This is a genomic window from Arthrobacter sp. B2I5 (assembly GCF_030816735.1).
Lineage (GTDB): Bacteria > Actinomycetota > Actinomycetes > Actinomycetales > Micrococcaceae > Arthrobacter.
In genome coordinates, this window is sequence record NZ_JAUSYF010000001.1 from 2,786,721 (window position 1) to 2,803,143 (window position 16,423).

A 16,423-nucleotide genomic window follows, 5' to 3' on the forward strand; every position below is an offset into this window, starting at 1 on the left:
TTAGATCTCCATCCCGAAGTGCTCGCTGAACCGTACATCGCCTTCGATCATGTCGCGCATGTCCCCCACCTCGTTGCGGAACATGAGGGTGCGCTCGATGCCCATGCCGAAGGCAAAACCTGAATAGACGTCCGGGTCGATGCCCGCGGCGCGCAGGACATTGGGGTTGACCATGCCGCAGCCGCCCCACTCGATCCAGGCCGGTCCGCCCTTGGCGCCGGGGTGGAAGATGTCCAGCTCGGCGGAGGGCTCGGTGAACGGGAAGTAGTTGGGGCGGAGCCGGATCTGGGCTTCGTCGCCGAACATCTGCCGGGCGAAGTGTTCCAAGGTGCCGCGCAGGTCCGCCATGGACAGGTTCCTGTCGATGGCCAGGCCTTCGAACTGGTGGAACACCGGGGTGTGGGTGGCGTCCAGCTCATCGGTGCGGAACACCTTGCCGGGGCACAGCACGTAGATGGGCACCTCGCGCTCCAGCATGGACCGGACCTGCACCGGAGAGGTGTGGGTCCGCATCAGCAAGTGGGCCTCGGGTGGTTCCACGAAGAAGGTGTCCTGCATTTCGCGGGCCGGGTGGTCCGGCTTGAAGTTCAGGGCATCGAAGTTGAACCACTCCGATTCCACCTCGGGGCCTTCGGCAATTTCCCAGCCCATGCCCACGAAGATGTCCGCCACGCGGTCCTGCAGCGTGGAGAGCGGGTGGCGGGCACCGGCGCGGCGGCGGCGCGGCGCTGCGGTGACGTCCACCGTTTCCTCGACCAGGATCCTGGCGTCGTTTTCAGCCTCAAGTACCGCGGTACGGTCGGCGAGCGCCTTGTTGACCCGGCCGCGGGAGGCGCCCATCAGCTTTCCGGCGAGCGCTTTCTGGTCTTTCGGCAGTTTGCCGATTTCGCGGTTGGCAAGGCTCAGCGGGGACTTCTCGCCGCTGTGGGCAAGCCGCACCGCCTTCAGCTCGTCAAGGGTGGCCGCACCGGCGATGGCGGTGATGGCCTGGTCTACAGCGGCGTTGATGGCGGCCTCATCCGTGGGGTTCGGGATGGCGCCGCCCGGCAAAGTTTCAGTCATCTACTGTTCTTAGCTACGAGTCGTGGCTGCCGGCGGCCGGGGCAGCCGTTGGCGGTTTCCCGCCCGGCGCGTCCGTCGCCGGCAGGTCATGGATGAATGCGCTGAACGTCAGGTGCATTCAATGACCAGGTCAGGGCTCGCCGGCAGGACCGGCGGCCACTGCCCTCCAGTCTAGTTGAACCCTCCGGTTACCATGGCCTCATGACTTTGCGGCAGCGCGCAGGTGCCTTTCACGGCCCGACGACGGCCCAGCGGCTGAGGCGGGCAGCGAACCTCCTGAACGGGAGCACCTTGGCCGGGCTCGCCGTCGCCCTCGCCGCCCGGACCCGGATCAGCCGGGGGCCGCGCGGACTGATCATCGCCGCGGACTACCGCTGGCGGCTGCCGTTCGCCCACGCCTACACCCTGGGCAACGTGGTGCTGTGCCGCAGCACGGCCGGGGAACTGCTGTCCCGGCCGGGGCTCCTGGGGCACGAGGAAAGGCACTGCACCCAGTACGCGTGGTGCCTGGGGTTGCCCTTCATCCCGCTGTACCTCGCAGCCGCGGGCTGGTCCGTGCTGCGAACCGGAAATCCGGGCACGGGGAACATCTTTGAACGCCGGGCAGGGCTGGCAGCCGGCGGCTACCCGCTCGCGGCGGGGAGGCGAAAGTGATGGGACAGGAACCCGGCGGAGACGGGAATGCGCGGACAGTCACCGTCACGGGTACCGGATGGGCGGAGGCGGCCCCTGACCTGATGCTGGTTTCGCTGGGAGTGGAGTGCCGCGCCGCATCTGTGACGGCGCGTACGCGGCAGCCGCGGAGGGACTGGCTGCGGTGGGCTCCGCTCTCCGCAGCCACGGCGTTGCCCCGGCCGATATCCGCTCAGCGGGTTTAGCCGTCCGCGCCGATCTCGCCTGGCGGGACGGCGAAGGCCAGAAACTCGTGGGGTACGTAGCGTCCAGCAGCCTCACGGTCAGGCTGCGGGATATTGGCAGCGCGTCCGCCATCATTTCCGCGGCAGTGGGTGCGGCCGGGGACAATGTGCGGCTGAACAACCTGCAGCTGGTCCTCTCTGACGACGCCGCGGTCCGCGCAGAGGCCAGGGAAGCTGCCTGGCATGACGCGTTGCGCATCGCCATGCAGTATGCAGCCCTGGCCTCCGCCACCCTGGGCCGGGTGCTGTCCGTGACGGACCGGCCGCCTCAAGCAGGACCGGTTCCACTTGCAGGCATGCAGCGGACGTCCGCGTCGGAGGGCGTGGCAGTCGAACCGGGTACCAATCGGCTTGAGGCCACCGTCACTGCCACGTGGGCACTGGAACAATAGCCTCTTCCGCTGGCACGGTCTGCTGCGCGGCGCCTTGACTTCCATTCGAACATGTTTTCGAATGGAGTCATGAGATGGGAAGCGCAGGCACTGGTGCCCAATCCACCGGACACCGCAACCGGGGCAGCTCCGGCGCTCCTTCCACTGGCGGGACTGGTCCGCTCCATCACCACTCCGGAGTTCGCCGGTATTACGTTCCATGAGGTCACGGCAAAGTCCGCGCTCAACAGGGTCCCGGCGGGGTCAAAGATGCCGTTCGAATGGACAGTGAATCCCTACCGCGGCTGCAGCCACGCCTGCGTTTACTGCTTTGCGCGGAAGACGCACACCTACCTGGATTTCGACGCCGGCATGGACTTTGACAGCCAGGTGGTGGTCAAGGTGAACGTCGCGGAGGTCCTCCGCAAGGAACTGAACAAGCCTTCCTGGGGACGCCATCAGGTGGCGCTGGGCACCAACACCGATCCCTACCAGCGGGCCGAGGGCCGGTACCGGCTCATGCCCGGCATTATTGCCGCACTGGCGGAGTCCGGCACTCCCCTGTCCATCCTCACCAAGGGAACCCTGCTGGCCAGGGACATTCCGCTGCTCAAGAGGGCTGCCACGCAGGTACCCGTGGGGCTGGGCATCTCCCTGGCCATGACCGACGAAGCCTTGTCGGAGGCCATCGAGCCCGGCACGCCCGGACCCAGGGCCCGGCTCAAACTCGTGTCCCGCCTGCGTGAGGCAGGACTGCCCTGCGGCGTCATGGCCATGCCCATCCTGCCGTGGTTGTCAGACAGTGATGAAGCCCTGGATGCGCTGTTCGGTTCCCTGGCGGCAGCCGGGGCAACCGGAGTCAGCGCGGGCGCACTGTACCTGAAACCGGGCACCAGGGAATGGTTCATGAAATGGATCGCCACCCACCACCCCGAACTCGCCGGCCGGTACCGGCGGCTGTACGGGACAGGTTCCTACGCCTCCAAGGAGTACCGCACCTGGCTTGCCGGCAGGGTCAGGTATTTCAAGGCCCGGCACGGCTTTTCACATTCCGCCGGTTTCAGCCACCGGAACTTGGAGGACCCCAGGGTGGAGGAAGCGGAATATCCGGCCGGGATCATTCCCACTGCGGTTCCCGGCGCCCCGGCTGATCATCCTCCGGCGCCAGTTTCGGCAGCATCCCGGGATGCTGTGCAGGAATCGCTGTTCTAACCGGCCCACCACACCAGGCTGTCCTGATGTGTCAGGCCTTTGTCCTGCCCGGGGCCTCTGCAAGCAGCGCATCAGAATCCATGGGATCAGAACCTTGGGCAACAGAATCCAGCAGTGCGTGGACGATCGGATAATCGGCCGGGATCCACGGCAGGGCCAGGACCGCCTCCCGGTCCCCCAGGTCAACCCAGCGCAGTTCATCGTGGTCCTCCAGGGGCATCGGTTCTCCGCGCGTCACCTCCGCGAACCAGACCCTCATGCTGGCCCTTTCATTCAGCGGCCAGCCACCCGGGGTGTCCGCCGGCAGCTCCTGTCCCAGGTGCACGCCGATCCCCAGTTCCTCAGCCAGCTCCCGTACCAACGCCGCCTCGGGTTCCTCCCCGGGTTCCACCTTGCCGCCCGGGAACTCCCATAGTCCCGCCAGGTGCTCCGGCGCGCTTCGCCGGGCCACCAGCAGCACCGCCGGATTGGCCAGCCGGTCCACTACAGCTCCGCCCACAACCTGAATCAGTCCAGTCACCGGCTCATTCTATGGGCCACAATGGAGTGTCCGGGAACAGCAGTCCCGCCGGGGAATGTGATCCCGCGGGAATAGGTCCTGCCCAGCATGGGTTTGCCACACTGTCCGGACCGTCCTGCCCCACCGCCGTGGCATCCGCCCTTTATATACGATCCACGTTTCGAGAAGCAGGCATATGAGCAGCGTTCTTTCCCCGTCCACGGCTACCCGCACCAAGACACACAACATCGGGATGGCCATCTTTGCCCTGGCCATGGGCGGCGTGGGCATCGGGGTCACCGAGTTCACCATGATGGGCCTGCTGAAGGAAGTGGAAGAGGGCCTGGGGATCAGCACTCCTGAAGCCGGGCACCTCATCTCCGCCTATGCGCTGGGCGTGGTGGTGGGTGCTCCCCTGCTGGCCGCCGTCGGCGCCAAACTCCCCCGCAAGAATCTCGCGCTGGGGCTGCTGCTGTTCTTTACAGTGGCCAATCTTTCGTCATTCATTGCGCCTGACTACGGTTCCATGCTGGTGTCCCGCTTTGCCGCAGGCCTGCCGCACGGCGCCTTTTTCGGGGTGGCAGCCGTCATTGCCGCATCCCTTGTTCCGGCGACCAAACGGGGATGGGCCATCTCGATGGTCATGGCCGGACTCAGCGTCTCCAACGTCGTGGGGGTACCGGCCGCCACGTGGCTGGGCCAGACTTTCGGCTGGCGCCTGCTGTTTGTCCTGGTCGGTGCCATCGGCCTGCTGGCACTGGCCTTGGTGTGGAAATTCGTCCCCTTCCAGCACGCGCACCCGGACGCGAGCATCCGGCGCGAACTCGGGGCCCTCAAACGGCTCCAGGTGTGGCTGGCTCTCCTGGTGGGCATTGTGGGTTTCGGCGGCTTTTTCGCCACCTACACCTATATCGCCCACACCATGACGGCGGTAGCCGGCATCCCGTCCGCCCTGATCCCCCTGGTGGTGGCGCTCTACGGCCTTGGCATGGTGGCCGGGAACATCGTGGGCGGCAGGCTCGCTGACAAATCCGTCATGGGCACCCTGTACCGGGTCCTCCCGGCCATCGCCGTGGCCCTGGTGGTTTACGCAATTGCGGCGCACTGGCCCTGGAGCGCCATGGTCATGGTCTTTGTGGTGGGAGCCTCCGGCTCGATGCTCATTCCTGCCCTGCAGACCCGGCTGCTGGACGCCTCACCCGATGCCCCGTCGCTGGCCTCCTCCCTCAATCATGCCGCGCTGAACGTTGCCAACGCCCTGGGCGCCTTCCTCGGCGGCGTTGTCATCGCCCTCGGCTGGGGCTTCGTTGCCCCGGCCCTGGTGGGCGCCGTGCTCGCCATCCTTGGTTTCGGCGTCGCCCTCCTCAGCGGCCTGCTCGAGCGCAAAAGGCCGCTGGCCGCCTGACCCCTTCCCGGCTCGCCGCAATTCCGATGAACCGGGCGGTCCGCCGGGTCCTAACGATGCCGCAACGCCGCCCCTGGAGCTACTGACTTTGCGGGGGGCTTATGTTAGCTTGAGCCTCATCGGGACTATTAATCCCGGTCACAATAAGGAGGAGACATGGGTTTTCTTGCTTGGATTATTTTGGGCCTCATAGTCGGGGCCATCGTTAAGGCCGTTATGCCCGGACGGGTCGGCGGCGGCTGGGTCACCAGCCTCATCCTCGGTGTTGTTGGCGCCATTGTTGGCGGCTGGATTGGCAGCCTGCTGTTCAACAAGGGCGATCTTGCCTTCTTCGACCTCGGCACCTGGATTCTCGCTATCGTCGGTGGCCTCGTTGTCGCCGGCATCTACGGAGCAGTCACCGGACGCGGACGGACCAGCCGCGCACCATAACCGCTCTGTCTACAATTACCCGATGGGCCCCGGATTTCCGGGGCCTTTTCTTTGTGCCCGGTCTTTGTGCCTGGTCTCTGCGCCCCGGTCTTTGTCGCCGGATCCCCTGCCCCGAAGCCTCCGTGAGGGACGGGGCTGCTGACGAAGGCTCCGCCCGCCGTCGTGCCTGCTTATGTTGCTGGTTCCATCGGAGCCTGGCCCCGGCGCTGGGAGCGGGCGCTGGCGTAGAGGCATACCGTGGCCGCGGTCCCCAGATTGAGGCTTTCGGCGGCACCGTAGACCGGAACAGCCACCCGGTGGTCCGCCAGTTCCAGCTCCTCATCGGACAGTCCCTGCGCCTCGTTCCCGAAAAACCAGGCGGTAGGCGCGGCGAGATCGTAGACGGAGTCCGGCCCGGTACCGGTGAGCCTGCGCCGGGCGTTCTCGTCCTGCAGGACATCCAGGTCCAGCTGCCCGTAGCCGTCAGCCGCGAGAATGCCGATGCCGCGCGCCTTGCAGGCCTGGGCCAGTTCAACGGGATCGGCAGCAAGTACGACGGGAAGGTGGAACAGCGACCCTGCAGTGGCGCGGACAGCCTTGGGGTTGTAGATGTCGACGCTGGAGGTGGTCAAAACCACTGCGTCGGCACCGGCGGAATCAGCCGCGCGCAGGACAGTTCCTGCGTTCCCCGGGTCCCTCACCTGGCACAGCACGGCAATCAGGCGGGGCCCGGCGTCGAGCACCTCTTCAAGGGGCACGTCCACAAACCTGCAGACGGCAACGATCCCCTGGGGGTTGACGGTGTCCGCCATGGCTGCCAGGACTTCTTCCGTGGCCAGCCGGGCGTTGGTGCCGTCGGCAAGCTCCTCGAATTCCGGAAATCGGTCAAGGCAGCTTTCGCTGGCGAAGACCTCGGTGACTATTCCGGGTGCTCCCGCCGCGATCCGCTGTTGGTGGAGTTTGAGTGCTTCACGCACGGCCTGGGGCCCCTCAGCCAGGAACTGGCCACGCTTTAAACGGGCCGGGCGCCCTGCAAGCTTTGCCACGTCCTTCACCCGATCGGCTCGGGGGTTGGACAGTGGAAAATCTTGCGGGCGCCCGGTTTCGTTCATATAAGAACTGTAGTAGCTGCTGCCACCTGTTCCTGAACGGGCCCCTCAGGCGAGGGGCGGAAGCGGCTTGCCTAGGCTGCTGCCTTCTTGGCGGAGGTGTCTGCCGGCAGGGAGTCCTTGGCCACCTGGACCAGTGCGGCGAAAGCGTTGGCGTCAGAGACGGCAAGCTCGGCCAGCATACGGCGGTCAACCTCGACCTCGGCGGCCTTCAGGCCCTGGATGAGGCGGTTGTAGGTGAGGCCGTTGGCGCGGGAAGCAGCGTTGATGCGCTGGATCCACAGGCGGCGGAAGTCACCCTTCTTCTTCTTGCGGTCGCCGTAGCTGTACACAAACGAGTGCAGCAGCTGCTCTTTGGCCTTGCGGTACAGGCGCGAACGCTGTCCGCGGTAACCCTTTGCGCGTTCAAGAACAACCCGGCGCTTCTTGTGGGCGTTGACCGCCCTCTTCACACGTGCCACGTGCGTACTCCTTCGAAAATCTGATCCCAAGCATCTACTGCCGGAGTTCCGGCGGCCTGAGAATGCTGTTTGGCAGGTGACGGACCACCAGGTGGCAGCCCCTCATAGAACTTGGAAATTAGATGCCGAGCATCTTCCGGATGACCTTGGCGTCGCCCTTGAAGACGATCTTGTCGCCGGCAAGGCGGCGGGTCAGGCGGGAGGACTTGTGCTCCAGGTAGTGGCGGCGGTTGGCCTGCTGGCGGCGCAGCTTGCCGCTGCCGGTCAGCTTGAATCGCTTCTTAGCACCACTGTGGGTCTTCATCTTCGGCATGGGAACCGATCTCCTTACGTTTCTGCGGGCCCTGGGGCCGCAGTTCTATCGCGCAGCCGCCCCTGCGGGCAGCATGCTGGTTGCTGACTGCCGGGTGCGTACCCCGGCAGCTGTGAACTAGTTGGTCTTCTTGCCGGCCGGCTTCGGCGCTGCCTTGGGGGCAGGGCGTGCAGCAGGCTTCGGCGCAGCAGGCCTGGCCACCGGCTTGGGCGGTGCAGGCACAGCGGCCGACTTGGGCGCCGCAGGCGCGGCGGCTTCCGGCTTGGCGGCAGCTGCAGGCCGGGGCGCCGGAGCAGCCTTCGGTGCAGGAGCCTTGGGGGCCTCCTGCTTCGGAGCAGAAGCCTTGGGGGCTTCCTGCTTCGGTGCAGCAGCCTTGGGGGCTTCCTGCTTCGGAGCTTCCTGGTTCGGTGCAGCAGCCTTTGGAGCCTCCTGCTTCGGAGCTTCCTGTTCCGGAGCGGCGGGCGCCTCGGCGGGGGCGTTGTCCTCAGCGACGGCGTCCGGCTCGGTGGAGACGGTGAAACCCTCCGGCAGCAGGTCCGCCAGTGACTGCGTCATGGGGGCCTGGTCCTGGCCTGAGGTATCAACGCGGCCGGAAGCCTTGGCTTCGTTCTGCGCCTTCGCCTCCGCACGCTGGGTGGCGCGCCGGGCTTCGGCCTTGGCCTCAGCCTTGTTCTTCAGGGGACCAACCACCATGACCATGTTGCGGCCGTCAATGCGGGGGCTGGACTCCACTACGCCAACTTCAGCGACGTCGTCGGCGAAGCGCTGGAGCAGGCGGATGCCCATCTCCGGACGCTGCTGCTCACGGCCGCGGAACTGGATCATGGCTTTGACCTTGTCCCCGGCACCGAGGAAGCGGAGGGCGTGGCCGCGCTTGGTCTCGTAGTCGTGGGTGTCGATCTTCAACCGGAAGCGGATTTCCTTCAGAACAGTGTTCGTCTGGTTCTTCCGGGCTTCACGTGCCTTGACCGCGGCCTCGTACTTGTACTTGCCGAAGTCCATCAGCTTGCACACCGGAGGCTTCGCCTGAGGTGCAACTTCAACGAGATCAAGGTCGGACTCGGCAGCCAGTCGCAGGGCATCCTCAATACGGACGATTCCTACCTGTTCACCTGCAGGGCCGACCAGCCGCACCTCGGGGACGCGGATACGCTCATTGATTCTTGGCTCGCTAATGTTAAAGCTCCTGTGTTTGTTGTTGAGTCCCGGCAAATAGAGAAGGCCCCCAATTGCCGGAGCAATCGAAGGCCTCAGATAGGTTGGCTCAGCAACCCCGAAAGGGCTGCACGTGCACAGTCCCGGCGAATGCCGGTCCGTGCCCAACCAGGTACCCGGCAACCTTGCGCCCCCTGCAGGTTCCGAAGGGAACGCCTGGGACAGCGGCTGACGCGGGTGGGAGAGAGCTCCGCTTGCAAACTGGAAGCCATTCTACAGAAAAAATTCCCGTCAACGCCGGAAGCGCTGCTGGGAACCTGATCGTTTGGGACAATCTCTGAAATAACGACATCCAGTCGGTCTGTGTCAAGCTTACCAGTATGAGCACCCCAGACAGTAATTCGTACGTCTTCGAGCCCGGCGACGCAGGCGCAGACGTTTCACAACAGATCCGCGACATCTCCGAAGTCCCCGCCATCGAGGTCATCACCACGGCCGCCGTGCACCTGATGAGCGCCGCCGCCGTCAAGCTTGGCCTGGCCGCAGAGGACAACGCCGCCGAGCTGAAGGACCTTGACCAGGCCCGGAAACTGATCACCGCACTGGCCGGCCTGGTCACCGCCGCCGCCCCCGAAATCGGCTCACAGCACGCCGGTCCCTTGCGCGACGGACTGCGGTCCCTTCAGCTGGCCTTCCGCGAGGAGTCGCTGATTCCGGACGCCCCGGGCAAGGGCCCGGGCGAAAAGTACACCGGGGCAGTGAACTAAGGAAGAACCCACCCCAGCAGCGTCCGACGGCGGGACGGCCTTTCAAGGTCGTCCCGCCGTCGCGCTTTAACTCCATCGATTGCTCCGTACCTGCCGTTTAGCGGAGCCAGAACGACAACTGCGGAGCAATCGATGGGCAGGCCGGGTATCAGGCGGCGGCTTTCCGGCGGCGCTGCTGGAGGACCAGGCCCACCAGGCACAGCACGACGCCAGCGGTGCCGACGGAAACGAAGCCCCCGGACGGCCCCATGACGTCGATGAAGATGCCGGCCAGCGGCGAACCGAGGGCAACACCCGCGGTCAGGGCTGAGCCATACCAGCCCATGGCCTCCCCCCGCCGCTCCTCGGACACCAGGTCCGCGACTTTCTCGGAGGCCGCGGAGAGTACGGGAGCGCAGAGCAGGCCCGGCAGGACGGAGACGAACGCCAGGGTCCAGGTGTCGTGGGCAAAAGCCATGGGCAGGGTCAGCGCCGCCATGCCCAGCAGCAGGATGACAGGCGGGATGGGCCGGTGCATGGCGCCGTAGATGAGGCCGCCCACCACTGACGCAGCGCACCAGAAGACGAAGACGATACCGATTTCGCTCTGGCGTCCGCCGGTTTGCAGCGCCGCAACAATGCCGACGTCGGTGCCGCTCAACACCATTCCGGCGCCGGCAGCAACGGCAAAGAGTGCCGCGACCGTTGCGGTGAACCAGGCGAAGCCACCTGCCAGCCTTCCGCGCAGTCCCTGTGCAGCACTGGTGGCCGCTCCGGCGGGCGCCAGCTCCGCGGCCGCTTCCTGGACGTGGGCCGGCGCGGTGGCGACGACGGCAACTTCCGCTGCGTGCTGCTCATCCTCGGCGCATTCGACGGTTTGTCCCGGGCTGCGGGTGGGCGGGTTGAACCACATGAGGAACAGCCCTGCGAGGGACGTGGCGACGCCGACTACAGTCAACCCGGCGATGGTAAATCCGCTGGTGGCCACCACAGCGCCGGCGGCAGGGCCAATCATGAAGACCATTTCCGTGGTGATGGCGTCCAGGGCGAATGCGGTGCGCCGCTGGTCGCCTTCCGCCAGGACGCCAAGGGACTGCCGGACCACACTGAAGATGGGCAGCGTGAGCAGGCCGCCCACGAAGACCAACGGGAGGAGCCACTGGTAGGACACGTGCGGCACGACGCACCAGATCACCGTCTCCGAGACCACGGACGGGATGAGTGCGGTCCGCAGTCCCACGGTGTCAACGCGCCTGCCACGCCATGGAGCGCCCAAGGCAATGCCGATGGTCATGACGGCTGCCGCGGCACCCGCGGCGGCGTAGCCCTGGCCGAGGGTGAGGACGATATGCAGGGTCAGGAGCACCCCGGCGGCCGAGTGCGGGATGCGGGCAATCATGCCCACCAGCAGCAGCCGGCGGATCGGCCGGATGGCGAGCAACTCCCGGTAGAGAGCGAAATTCACGAAGCGGTCCTTCAGGGTATGCCGCAGCGCTGGCGGGGATCACCCATCCGGCTGCCGGCTAGTCGGGAGCGCGCCTCAGTTTGATTTCCAGGGAGTCGACGCGCTCCCCAAACAATACATTCCGCGACCACTCCGACTGCAGACCGGCCACCAGTTCCTGGACACCGGCGGCGTCCAGGCCGTCCTCGAGGTACAGCACCACCTGGAGTTCCGGCCCGGCGCCGCCGCCCGGGAGCACGGCGCCGTCTGCTGCACGGGACGCTACTCCCCTGCCCGGCAACAGCCCGATGCTGCGGATGGCGGCGAAACCGGAGGCGGCGCGGGCCATCTCATCGGCCAGTTCGGGGTCGTCGTACGAAGGGATCCAGTCGTGCTGCTGTGCCAGTGCCCAGACGCCGGGGCGCCGCAGCACGAACGTCACGTCTGCTCCCGGGTCCAGGACCAGGAGTTCGGCGCCTTCCGCGACTGCCGAGAGGGCCGCCCGCGCGGCGTACACGGCAACGGGCCGGGCCTCGGGATGCCAGGCGGCCAGCGCCGCCGCCGAGGTGAATGCGGGGAGGGCGGTCCTGCCATCGGCCGCCTTCAGCGTCACCAGCGCCATGTCTGCCTGCTTGTCCGCGTGCAGCCCGTGGGCTGATTCAGCTTCTTCGGCCAGTTGCGCCACAATCGGAATGAAAACCCGTGCGGTTGCCAGGGCGGCGACGACGCCCGCTTCATCTCCTGTCCCCTGCCGGAGCGCTGCCACTGCGGCGAGGTAACCGGCGTCGGCCGTGCCGTCGTCGTCCTCGAAGTTGTGGATCTTCGCGTCGTCACCGGCAAGGCTGCGTCCTGCCCACGGCTGGCCGGCGGAATCCGTGGCGCCGCCGGCGCTGGCCAACGCTGCCGCGATGTGGCCAGGCAGTGGGCGGGGGGCCGGGCGCCCCGGCTCTTCGAGGTTAGGCATGGGTGGAGAGGCCGCCGGGCTTAGCGACGGCCGGCGACGTCGAGGGCTTCGGGCAGGGTGAAGGCGCCGGCATACAGGGCCTTGCCCACGATGGCGCCTTCGACGCCCAGGGGGACCAGGGACCGGAGGACCTTCAGGTCATCCAGGCTGGAGATGCCGCCGGAAGCCACCACGGGCTTGCCGGTCTTTTCCACCATCTGGCGCAGGAGCTCGACGTTGGGTCCCTGCAGCGTGCCGTCCTTGGTCACGTCGGTCACGACGTACCGGGAGCAGCCGGCCTCCTCGAGGCGGCCCAGCACGTCCCAGAGATCCCCGCCTTCCTTGGTCCAGCCCCGGCCGGCCAGGGTTGTTCCGCGGACATCAAGGCCGACGGCGATCTTGTCGCCAAACCGCTCGATGGCCCGCCGGGTCCACTCCGGATTCTCCAGCGCAGCCGTCCCCAGGTTGACCCGGGCCACGCCCAGGTCAAGGGCGGCTTCCAGGGTCTCGTCATCCCGGAGGCCGCCGGAGAGCTCCACCTTGATGTCCAGCCGGCCCACAACCTCACGGAGCAGGTCAGCGTTGGAGCCGCGGCCGAAAGCGGCGTCCAGGTCCACCAGGTGCACCCACTCGGCGCCCTGCTGCTGCCAGTTCAGTGCAGCTTCAAGGGGTGTTCCGTAGCTGGTTTCGCTGCCGGCCTCGCCCTGGACCAGCCGGACGGCCTGGCCGTTGACGACGTCGACGGCTGGCAAAAGTTCAAGTACCGGCAGGTCATGTGCGGTGGTCATACTCATCCTCGGTGTTGGTTCTTCGTTTCGGGCAAAGCAGGGCGCCGGGACTGCGACGCTGGTGGGGCAGGGCGTGCAGGCCGCCATCGCGCCGCCGGCGGCTGGTGGTCAGCCGGCCGGCAGCGTCAGCAGATAGGCGGCGAGCAGTGACATGCCCGCCAGGACGTAGAACGCAACCTGGGTCCAGAGCGGCTTGTGCTGCTGCCGGAATGAGATGCCGCCACCGATGAGGATGCCGGCGAGGCCCATCAGGAGTACGGACCACATCTAGGCGTCGCTGCCAGCGTCTGCCGGCGCTGCAGCAGGTTGGCCGCCAGCGGGCTTGCGCAGGCCTTCCACCCAGTTGCGCAGGAGCCGCGCGCCGGCGTCGCCGGACTTCTCCGGGTGGAACTGGGTGGCGCAGAGGGGGCCGTTCTCGACCGCCGCGATAAACGGGCCGCCGTGCTCTGACCAGGTCACCAGGGGCGGCGCCATCCGGGGCTGGATGACGTCGAAGTTCCATTCCTGCACGCCATATGAATGCACGAAGTAGAACCGTTCGTTTTCGACGCCGGCGAAGAGCTTGGAGCCTTCGGGCACCTTGACGGTGTTCCAGCCCATGTGCGGAACCACCTCGGCCGGGAGGGCCTCGACCTTGCCGGGCCACTCGCCGATGCCCTCGGCTTCGGTGCCGTGTTCCACTCCGGCTTCGAAGAGGACCTGGAGGCCCACGCAGATGCCGAGCACGGGACGGCCGCCTGCCACCCGCCTGCCGATGAGCCGGATACCGTCAACGGCCTTGAGTTCGCGCATGACGGTTTCGAACGCACCCACACCCGGGACCACCAAGCCGTCAGCGTTCAGTACATCTTCAGGCTTGGCGCTGAGGATCACTTCCGCTCCGGCACGTTCCAGTGCGCGCACGGCGGACCGGACGTTCCCGGAGCCGTAGTCGAGCACGGTGACGGTGGGCTTGCCCTCCGGTGAAGGCAGTTTGCGCGAAGCTGACGGGTCGATGATGGCGCCGTCCTTCAGGACCTGTCCGCTCACAGCGCCCCCTTGGTGGAGGGAATGCCCTCGACCCGGGGATCGGGTTCCACGGCGGCACGGAGGGCGCGTGCGAAGGCCTTGAACTGCGCCTCGACGATGTGGTGCGGGTCCCGGCCGGCGAGCACGTTCATGTGCAGGCAGATGCCGGCGTGCAGCGTGATGGCCTCGAAAACGTGGCGGGTCAGGGAACCGGTGAAGTGGCCGCCGATCAGGTGGTACTCCTGGCCGGCAGGCTCGCCGCCGTGCACCAGGTATGGGCGGCCGGAGACGTCCACCACAGCGTTGGCAAGCGCTTCGTCCAGCGGCACGGTGGCTTCGCCGAACCGGCGGATCCCGGCCTTGTTACCCAGGGCGGTCCGCAGCACCTCACCGAAGGTGATGGCCACGTCCTCCACTGTGTGGTGGACGTCGATGTGGGTGTCGCCCGTGGCCTTGACCGTCATGTCGATCAGGGAGTGCTTGCACAGGGCCGTGAGCATGTGGTCGTAGAACGGCACGGAGGTATCGATGTCCGATACGCCGGTGCCGTCGAGGTTGATCTCCACGAGTACGGAGGACTCGCTGGTGGCACGCTCCATGCGGGCGGTCCGGGCCGCAGCCGTATTCGATCCGGTGGGACTCATGGTGAGGATCCTTTGTGCGAGAGGAAGTGGTTCAAGGCGTCCAGCGCCGCTGTATCAAGTCTAGGCGGGAAGCGCGGCCTGGCCCGCAAGGATGCGCTCCAGGGACGTAAGGAAGGCTGTGGTTTCCGCCTCAGTGCCTGCCGTGACCCGAAGGTGGCCGGGGATTCCCACGTCGCGGATGAGGACGCCGGCATCCAAGAGCTCCTGCCAGACCTGGTGCGGGTTTTCCAGGCCCCCAAAAAACACGTAGTTGGAGTCCGACGCGGCCGGGGTGAGGCCCATCCGGGTCAGTTCCGTCACGATGCGGTCGCGCTGCTCCTTGATGTCCTGGACATCAGCCATCAGCGCTTCACGGTGTTGGAGGGCGGCCAGGGCCGTTGCCTGGGTGATCGCGGACAGGTGGTACGGCAGGCGCACCAGCCGCAGCGCGTCGGTGACCTCCGGGGCGGCCGCCATGTAGCCAAGCCGGGCGCCGGCCAGTGCGAACGCCTTGCTCATGGTCCGGGAAACGATGAGCCGCTCCCGTCCGGGCAGCAGGCTCAGGGCGCTGGGAGTACCGTCGTGGGCGAACTCGTGGTAGGCCTCGTCGACGATCACAATGGCCTGGCTTGCCTCGCCGGCCTCATAGACAGCCTCCACGACGTCCAGTCCCAAGCCGGTCCCGGTGGGATTGTTGGGCGAGCAGAGGAAGACGATGTTCGGCTGCAGTTCCTTGACCTGCCGGGCGGCGGACTCTGCGCTCAGGTCATAGCCTTCCGCACGTTGACCCGTGATGTACCCGGTGTCCGTTCCGCTGGCCAACAGGGGGTACATGGAGTACGTGGGCGGGAAGCCGAGGGCGGTGCGTCCCGGCCCGCCAAAGGCCTGCAGGATCTGCTGCAGCACCTCGTTGGAGCCATTGGCTGCCCAAAGGTTGGTTTCGTCGAGCCCGTGCCCCAGGTATTCCGCCAATGCCTTCCGCAGTTCAGTAAACTCCCGGTCAGGATAGCGGTTGAGCCCTGCAGCAGCCTCCGTGACGGCGGCACTGATGGCGGCACGCACGTCCGCCGGAACACCATGGGTGTTCTCATTGACATTCAGCAGGATGGGGACGTCCAGTTGGGGTGCCCCGTAAGGGGTCAGCCCACGAAGATTGCTGCGGAGGGGAAGCCGGTTCAGACGTTCTAGCTGGTCGTTCACCTGAACAGTTTAGTTGCCGGGACAACCACCGGAAAATGTGACGGGTGCTGTTCGCCAAGGGCGTGGCGGCCAATTGCCGGGGTTTCTACCAGGACTGACGCCCGCATCCCCTTAGCGCGTAGGGACGAACAGTTGCTGGCCAGGCAGGACGGCGCCGGCGGAAAGGTTGTTGAGCTGGACGATATCTGCCACCACGTCCCGGGCATCCCGGTCCGGAGCAACGGCCCCGGCGATGGACCACAGCGACTGCCCGGCCTGCACCGTTACCGTAACCGTGGGCGTCACGGCCAGGTCCGCAGCGGAATCGGAAGCCTTGGCCGGCGAGTTGAAGAGTCCGGCCAGGGACATCAGGAGGACGGCGAGTAGTACAAGCGGAACTCCGATCAGGACGACCTGCCCCCGCCGTGTGAGCCGCAAAGGTGCTGCTGAGGGGCGGGCGCTGCTTGAAGAAATCGAGCGCTTTGAAGTCTTCCGCCCCTGGAGGGAAACCGCCTGCGGGAGTGAAACCTGGTGAAGAGATATAGCTGACATGAACTGAGCCCTCCTGGACCTGCCGTGCTGCCCGGGTGTCCACCCAGCCAACCGCCCCTCGATTCGTTCCGCGCCGCTTACTTCTTCCGGCTGCGTCTTCGAATAGGGCAGGCACTGGTTAGAACACATGTTCGAACTTTGCTTGTTTAGTTTTAGCACCTATCAACGAATAATGTCGAGACTCGCTAGAACAAATGTTTGAAAAACCCATGTGGCTGGCCTAGC

20 protein-coding genes are annotated in these 16,423 nt (G+C 66.3%); 6 read left to right on the plus strand and 14 right to left on the minus strand.

Features of this window, described 5'->3' with window-relative positions; all coding sequences use genetic code 11:
- Positions 1 to 1,062: a phenylalanine--tRNA ligase subunit alpha gene (pheS, locus tag QFZ60_RS13065; RefSeq protein WP_307090909.1), complete on the minus strand. Its 1,062-nt coding sequence runs from the start codon at positions 1,060 to 1,062 to the stop codon at positions 1 to 3.
- Positions 1,063 to 1,263: 201 nt separating this feature from the next.
- Between pheS and QFZ60_RS13070 the strand changes: the two genes are divergently transcribed.
- The 3 genes from QFZ60_RS13070 to QFZ60_RS13080 all read left to right on the plus strand — a co-directional run bounded on the left by QFZ60_RS13070 (position 1,264) and on the right by QFZ60_RS13080 (position 3,562).
- Entirely contained in the window at positions 1,264 to 1,716 is a 453-nt protein-coding gene (locus QFZ60_RS13070) for a hypothetical protein (protein ID WP_307090911.1), read from the plus strand.
- Positions 1,717 to 1,822: 106 nt separating this feature from the next.
- Positions 1,823 to 2,371, plus strand: coding sequence for an SIMPL domain-containing protein (locus QFZ60_RS13075; protein WP_307090913.1), 549 nt, complete (start codon positions 1,823 to 1,825; stop codon positions 2,369 to 2,371).
- A 69-nt stretch (positions 2,372 to 2,440) separates the two neighbouring features.
- Positions 2,441 to 3,562: an Rv2578c family radical SAM protein gene (locus QFZ60_RS13080; RefSeq protein WP_307090915.1), complete on the plus strand. Its 1,122-nt coding sequence runs from the start codon at positions 2,441 to 2,443 to the stop codon at positions 3,560 to 3,562.
- 31 nt (positions 3,563 to 3,593) lie between these two features.
- Here the strand turns inward: QFZ60_RS13080 and QFZ60_RS13085 are convergent, their stop codons facing one another.
- Complete coding sequence (locus QFZ60_RS13085) at positions 3,594 to 4,082, minus strand: (deoxy)nucleoside triphosphate pyrophosphohydrolase (RefSeq protein ID WP_307090917.1); 489 nt, start codon at positions 4,080 to 4,082, stop codon at positions 3,594 to 3,596.
- 175 nt (positions 4,083 to 4,257) lie between these two features.
- On the opposite strand from QFZ60_RS13085, the gene QFZ60_RS13090 reads away from it, so the two are divergent.
- Positions 4,258 to 5,466 carry an MFS transporter gene (locus QFZ60_RS13090; RefSeq protein ID WP_307090919.1) on the plus strand — a complete coding sequence of 403 codons (1,209 nt, stop codon included), beginning with the start codon at positions 4,258 to 4,260 and terminating at the stop codon, positions 5,464 to 5,466.
- 156 nt (positions 5,467 to 5,622) lie between these two features.
- Positions 5,623 to 5,898, plus strand: a complete 276-nt coding sequence (locus QFZ60_RS13095; protein WP_142030858.1) for a GlsB/YeaQ/YmgE family stress response membrane protein — start codon at positions 5,623 to 5,625, stop codon at positions 5,896 to 5,898.
- Positions 5,899 to 6,068: 170 nt separating this feature from the next.
- On the opposite strand, the gene QFZ60_RS13100 is transcribed toward QFZ60_RS13095, so the two are convergent.
- The 4 genes from QFZ60_RS13100 to infC all read right to left on the minus strand — a co-directional run bounded on the left by QFZ60_RS13100 (position 6,069) and on the right by infC (position 8,894).
- Positions 6,069 to 6,989: an RNA methyltransferase gene (locus QFZ60_RS13100; RefSeq protein ID WP_307090921.1), complete on the minus strand. Its 921-nt coding sequence runs from the start codon at positions 6,987 to 6,989 to the stop codon at positions 6,069 to 6,071.
- 71 nt (positions 6,990 to 7,060) lie between these two features.
- A complete protein-coding gene (rplT, locus tag QFZ60_RS13105; RefSeq protein ID WP_142121133.1) occupies positions 7,061 to 7,447 on the minus strand; it encodes a 50S ribosomal protein L20 in 387 nt (128 codons plus the stop codon).
- Between the two features lie 118 nt (positions 7,448 to 7,565).
- Positions 7,566 to 7,760: a 50S ribosomal protein L35 gene (gene rpmI, locus QFZ60_RS13110; protein WP_009358635.1), complete on the minus strand. Its 195-nt coding sequence runs from the start codon at positions 7,758 to 7,760 to the stop codon at positions 7,566 to 7,568.
- 117 nt (positions 7,761 to 7,877) lie between these two features.
- The gene (infC, locus tag QFZ60_RS13115; protein ID WP_373427682.1) at positions 7,878 to 8,894 is read right to left on the minus strand and encodes a translation initiation factor IF-3; all 1,017 of its coding nucleotides are present in this window, start codon (positions 8,892 to 8,894) and stop codon (positions 7,878 to 7,880) included.
- 401 nt (positions 8,895 to 9,295) lie between these two features.
- Here infC and QFZ60_RS13120 point away from each other — a divergent pair, with 401 nt between their 5' ends.
- Positions 9,296 to 9,682 (plus strand): DUF1844 domain-containing protein, encoded by a 387-nt coding sequence (locus QFZ60_RS13120; RefSeq protein ID WP_307090926.1) that lies wholly within the window; start codon positions 9,296 to 9,298, stop codon positions 9,680 to 9,682.
- Between the two features lie 148 nt (positions 9,683 to 9,830).
- Here QFZ60_RS13120 and QFZ60_RS13125 read toward each other — a convergent pair whose 3' ends face one another.
- The 8 genes from QFZ60_RS13125 to QFZ60_RS13160 form a co-directional block, all read right to left on the minus strand.
- Positions 9,831 to 11,126, minus strand: coding sequence for an MFS transporter (locus QFZ60_RS13125; RefSeq protein ID WP_307090928.1), 1,296 nt, complete (start codon positions 11,124 to 11,126; stop codon positions 9,831 to 9,833).
- Between the two features lie 58 nt (positions 11,127 to 11,184).
- Positions 11,185 to 12,069 (minus strand): SseB family protein, encoded by an 885-nt coding sequence (locus QFZ60_RS13130; protein ID WP_307090930.1) that lies wholly within the window; start codon positions 12,067 to 12,069, stop codon positions 11,185 to 11,187.
- 20 nt (positions 12,070 to 12,089) lie between these two features.
- Positions 12,090 to 12,836: a bifunctional 1-(5-phosphoribosyl)-5-((5-phosphoribosylamino)methylideneamino)imidazole-4-carboxamide isomerase/phosphoribosylanthranilate isomerase PriA gene (gene priA / locus QFZ60_RS13135; protein WP_307090932.1), complete on the minus strand. Its 747-nt coding sequence runs from the start codon at positions 12,834 to 12,836 to the stop codon at positions 12,090 to 12,092.
- A 108-nt stretch (positions 12,837 to 12,944) separates the two neighbouring features.
- Positions 12,945 to 13,103 (minus strand): hypothetical protein, encoded by a 159-nt coding sequence (locus tag QFZ60_RS13140; protein WP_307090933.1) that lies wholly within the window; start codon positions 13,101 to 13,103, stop codon positions 12,945 to 12,947.
- Entirely contained in the window at positions 13,104 to 13,865 is a 762-nt protein-coding gene (gene hisH, locus QFZ60_RS13145; RefSeq protein ID WP_307090935.1) for an imidazole glycerol phosphate synthase subunit HisH, read from the minus strand.
- Entirely contained in the window at positions 13,862 to 14,488 is a 627-nt protein-coding gene (gene hisB, locus QFZ60_RS13150; RefSeq protein WP_018771583.1) for an imidazoleglycerol-phosphate dehydratase HisB, read from the minus strand. The genes hisH and hisB overlap by 4 nt, the downstream gene beginning before the upstream one ends.
- A 60-nt stretch (positions 14,489 to 14,548) precedes the next feature.
- Positions 14,549 to 15,667 carry a histidinol-phosphate transaminase gene (locus QFZ60_RS13155; protein WP_307090937.1) on the minus strand — a complete coding sequence of 373 codons (1,119 nt, stop codon included), beginning with the start codon at positions 15,665 to 15,667 and terminating at the stop codon, positions 14,549 to 14,551.
- A gap of 111 nt (positions 15,668 to 15,778) precedes the next feature.
- Positions 15,779 to 16,120, minus strand: coding sequence for a LysM peptidoglycan-binding domain-containing protein (locus tag QFZ60_RS13160; protein WP_373427722.1), 342 nt, complete (start codon positions 16,118 to 16,120; stop codon positions 15,779 to 15,781).
- Positions 16,121 to 16,423: the final 303 nt, after the last annotated feature.